Origin of the sequence: Synechococcus sp. MU1655 (genome assembly GCF_023630655.1) — a bacterium.
Classification (GTDB): Bacteria; Cyanobacteriota; Cyanobacteriia; order PCC-6307; family Cyanobiaceae; genus Synechococcus_C.
Genome location: NZ_JAKUHK010000200.1, coordinates 1 through 3894, shown reverse-complemented (window position 1 = coordinate 3894; position 3894 = coordinate 1). Strand labels below are relative to the sequence as shown.

General features: G+C 50.3%; 6 protein-coding genes. 2 read left to right on the top strand and 4 right to left on the bottom strand.

Annotated features, from left to right (window positions below):
- Both NCN04_RS10780 and NCN04_RS09180 read right to left on the bottom strand, forming a co-directional pair.
- On the bottom strand, positions 1–129 hold a 129-nt coding region (locus tag NCN04_RS10780), incomplete at its 3' end, for a DUF8643 family protein (protein WP_502988778.1).
- A gap of 405 nt (positions 130–534) precedes the next feature.
- On the bottom strand, positions 535–696 hold the full coding sequence (locus NCN04_RS09180; RefSeq protein WP_250395887.1) for a hypothetical protein: 162 nt from the start codon (positions 694–696) through the stop codon (positions 535–537).
- Positions 697–1091: 395 nt separating this feature from the next.
- Between NCN04_RS09180 and NCN04_RS09175 the strand changes: the two genes are divergently transcribed.
- On the top strand, positions 1092–1409 hold the full coding sequence (locus NCN04_RS09175; protein ID WP_250395886.1) for a DUF3288 family protein: 318 nt from the start codon (positions 1092–1094) through the stop codon (positions 1407–1409).
- A 433-nt stretch (positions 1410–1842) separates the two neighbouring features.
- Positions 1843–2298: an MAPEG family protein gene (locus NCN04_RS09170; protein ID WP_250395885.1), complete on the top strand. Its 456-nt coding sequence runs from the start codon at positions 1843–1845 to the stop codon at positions 2296–2298.
- A gap of 162 nt (positions 2299–2460) precedes the next feature.
- On the opposite strand, the gene NCN04_RS09165 is transcribed toward NCN04_RS09170, so the two are convergent.
- Positions 2461–2979 carry a DNA-protecting protein DprA gene (locus tag NCN04_RS09165; RefSeq protein WP_250395884.1) on the bottom strand — a complete coding sequence of 173 codons (519 nt, stop codon included), beginning with the start codon at positions 2977–2979 and terminating at the stop codon, positions 2461–2463.
- 71 nt (positions 2980–3050) lie between these two features.
- On the bottom strand, positions 3051–3894 hold an 844-nt coding region (locus NCN04_RS09160; RefSeq protein ID WP_250395883.1), incomplete at its 5' end, for a DRTGG domain-containing protein.

Below are 3894 nucleotides of genomic sequence, written 5' to 3'. Positions count from 1 at the left end.
TGCAACGACGTACCAGTGGCAAGCTGTGTCAGGGACGTCTACAGCGCATTTCGACCAATCGTTTGACCATTGAGGGACTTGAACCCACATCACAGCAGCGAACAACAGCGAAACAATCGTTCTCAGCATCTGGTTCCTAAACGGTTTTACATCGTAATGGAAATTTAAGGATCTGAGGCGTTCGAGATTTGCTCAATGGTGTTTGATCGCTTCAAGTCCAAGTTGCCGCAGTCTGTTTGGCCTAAAGATCTCCCCTTGGGATACCAGCTCAGTCGGGGCGTCATGGCTGAGACACGTCAAATTGTTTCCTGAGTAGAGATGATTGATGGTTGAATCACTAATCAAGTGAAGCTTAATAGAGAAGAGAGGGGTTAATTATTGATTGATAAGACGTGGTTTAGGGCTACGGGTATCAAAAATATTGATAATGTTATTTGTGATATTTTGCCGCCAATCAAAAATATAAGGAGTTTCTTGTTTGTTGCTAATTTTAAGGAGATGTTCTCGCTAATCTTTTGAGTTATGAGGAAAAGCTTAACTTCCTTTCCTTGAATGCTTTTCGCGGGCCTGGCGTCGCTTCATGGCGTGCAAAAACCCTTTTTCAAGAGATGTGAGTTTTGGGTTGGATTCACCAATGGCGTCGTGGGCGCGTTGCTTGGCGTCGTCGATGAATTTATCGCCCTTGTCGAAGCCCATGTGGTTTTAGCGTTACCTTCAATTTAGACACGCTGTTTGCTTTTGGCATCATTGTCAGCTAACCCTGTGAAATGGTTGTGATCATTGTCGAGCTTTGTCAGTAAAGGGTTTGAAGGCCTCATTAAATGGATCGCCATCGCGTACTTCCAAAGAATGAAAACAGATTTCGTTTGTTTACAGCCTCTCTTTTTGTATGGGGCAGTATCTCTGCTCTGATTGCTTGGGGGGTCAGGAGTGCTTATCCAGTCATTTGATAGCGCTCCCTGGCTCTGATTCCTTCGATCCCGTCTCGGGGGGTGGTTGGTAAAGGCTTGCCTGTGTTGATCTCAATGCGCTTGAGTGTCTACAGGGATGTCTGATTCCTTCTTCCGTCGTTGCCTGCAGGCTCAAAACTTATGGCAGAAGACATTCAGCAAACCCATCCGCTCTATGCGTCGGATCGGGATGTTTTGGATTCCTTGCTTGGTTTTGAAGGTGCTCCAGGGCCCGACCAGCTGACCTCAGCGGCAAGACTTGCGACGCGTTATGGAGAGTTTCCTGGGGCTGATGACATCAAGACAGACTTGGAGAAAGTTGTTGCTGGATGGGGTTTGACTCGGGACACTCTCAATCGTCAATGCAGAGAGATTTGGGCAAGTGGTTGGCGTCCAGGGCAAAGCCTCAGCGATGAAGTGGGCTCTGGATCTGATGTCAGCGATTCGGATGCGCCTTAGCGATTTCAAGAGCGTGTAGAGAGTAAAACTTTGAGTTGCTCTCGTTACGGTAAGAGCGGTTCATGAAAGCAATGCTGCTGTATTATGATTTCTCCAAGGTTTGATGAGGCTAAATAGTAATCAGTGCTGCTATTCGGTTGATTTTATGATATCTCATGAGGTCTATGCCTTGTTAGGGTATTGCTGTTGATTTGACTTGCTATTTTATATTGTAGCTGCATCGGGGTTTTCAGTTCTGGCGCTTTTGCGTGCGGGTCATCTGTCTCGTTTTCGGTATCTTCTTCGTTGCCTTTGCTGAGGTGTTGACTCGATTCGTTGATGGCTGGTAAATCTCTTAAGCCGGTCACCATCCGAGGTGAGAAGGCTTGGATGGCTGAACGCAATCACAGTCGAGAAGATTGCTGTTTAGAAAGGATTTGCTTTTGACTAGCTCATGAATTTAATTGCGTTGTTCATAGCGGCTCCAGCGGCTCCCTATGCCTGGTCCCTTGTGCTGGCAGGCGCCGTTGTGATTGTCAGCATTATTCCTCTAGGTGCGGCGCGCTCCCAGGCTGACTTCACCATGGCTGACATGGATGCTCCGAGGGCGATGTTTGATCGTCTACCCACCTGGGGTAAGCGGGCTAGTTGGGCCCATCAAAACAGTTTTGAATCCTTTGGCTTGCATGCACCCGCAGCGTTGTTGGCTCTCATAGCCGCTCTTCAAACAGGGCCTTTGCCAGGAATCGCCGTAATTGTTGCGCTCATTCAGCCAATCCTCCGTCTGATTTATATCGGTGCCTACGTCGGCAACATTGCAGCTTTGCGAGGTTTGTGCTGGGCTTCGGCGCTCTTTTGTACCGGCATTTTGTATGTGGAGGGCCTTAAGGCTCTTCTCCACTCAGCTTGACCGGCGAATCAATCGATCCTCGCTGGGAGTCTTGGGTTCTGGAAACTCTTATGTATCACCATTGTTTGCTATCAACTCGCCCTTGTCTTTCAATACGCGTATCCGAATCATGGGAGTGGGTCACATTTTGCCGGGGCAATCTACTGACTTGATAGAAGTTGATTAGTCGAAATACAGAAGGCTAACAACTTTTCCCATGTCTTCTGCGGTTCTACAACTGGCCAACAGCGTTTCACTGTCATGAAATGCGAAACAAATCAATTGATCGCAACGGTTAATGATTTCTTGATTGCAGAGACTGCTGGCGATGGGTAAGGGCAGATCGTCATGCTCAGGTTTTTCGATGAGATGGAGAACCTGATCAAGTTGGTCACGAATTTCTCCCACTTGGCGATCGAGGCTCTGTGGGAGCAGCACGGTGAGTCGTTGTCGATCTACGGCTAAGACCCCACGAATTACAGCTGCATTCACACCTTGGGATCCAGAGGTGAGCAACGTATGCCCCTCCTGAGCCAAGGATCGAGAGATCAGCTCCACTAGATGAATTGCGACAACCGGCACGTGGCGGCTGCCAAGAATGGCAATTCTCCGTTTTCCCTTGTCCTGAAGTAGGGCAAGTTCTTGGGCAAGTGTGTCGACCCTGTCGAGTGCAGGAAGATCAAGAGAGCGGCTCAATGACATCCCACAGGCGATTGCAAACGCTAGCAGCGCCCCTTGAGAGAAGCGTGACCCAATGAACGCTGCGAAAACGGTCAGCTAACGGCACGAAATAATTCGCTTAGCTGGCAGTGCTCTTCAACGAGTCGGAAGGCGTAGGTGGCCTTCACTGTTTCGTGGAGTCGCACGTGTCCAAAGGCCTGTTCGATGACTTCGACGGTGGCCAGGGTGTCGTGCTCAACCTTCAGAAGTGGAACCTCTAATTCATCGGCACGATTCACCAATTGGGGGAGAGGCTCTCCAGCTCCGGTGAGGATGAGGCACTGCGTTGAGGCCTCCAGTGCTGCGAGCTGAATATCGGTGCGATCCGCTCCTGTCACCACCGCCATGTTGCGCCGCCGCCTGAAGAATTCCATCGCTGAATTCACATTCATGGCTCCGATACTCAGGGTCTCAACCAGGAGTTCGAGGCGTTCTTTGCAACAAATCACTCTTGCATCAAGTCGTCGCACCAGCTCTCCAACGGTGACGCTACGCAGAAGGGGAGATCGGGGCATCACCCCGAAGACCTTCAATCCCAGCGCCTGTAGAGCCGGCACAACATGTTGGTTCAACTCTTCGACTTCATCGGGTGTTACTGCATTCAAAACAACACCGGCTAGTCGATCGCCGAGCTGATGCTGCGCTGCGAGTAGGGCATCAACACTCCGACTGTCTTGCCAAAGATGCACAAGGATCACAGGAGCATTGAGTCCCTGAGCGAGTTGTACGAGGCTGAGGCCGTACATCAGGCCTTCATGGAGGCTCCCAGCCGCTTCGAGCATGGTGAAGCTGTCTTGATCGTTTTGCAGATCGTTCAGCAGCATTTCGAGCCCCGTGCCCGCATCCAAATTCCCCTGCCTCAAGCGAGTGTCGGCTGTCTCTGGAGAGAGCAGGTGG

What these genes read in the sequence shown, in the direction of transcription:
- NCN04_RS09180 (WP_250395887.1), bottom strand. Translation starts at nt 696, where the DNA reads ATGGGCTTCGACAAGGGCGATAAATTCATCGACGACGCCAAGCAACGC.
- NCN04_RS09175 (WP_250395886.1), top strand. Translation starts at nt 1,092, where the DNA reads ATGGCAGAAGACATTCAGCAAACCCATCCGCTCTATGCGTCGGATCGG.
- NCN04_RS09170 (WP_250395885.1), top strand. Translation starts at nt 1,843, where the DNA reads ATGAATTTAATTGCGTTGTTCATAGCGGCTCCAGCGGCTCCCTATGCC.
- NCN04_RS09165 (WP_250395884.1), bottom strand. Translation starts at nt 2,979, where the DNA reads ATGTCATTGAGCCGCTCTCTTGATCTTCCTGCACTCGACAGGGTCGAC.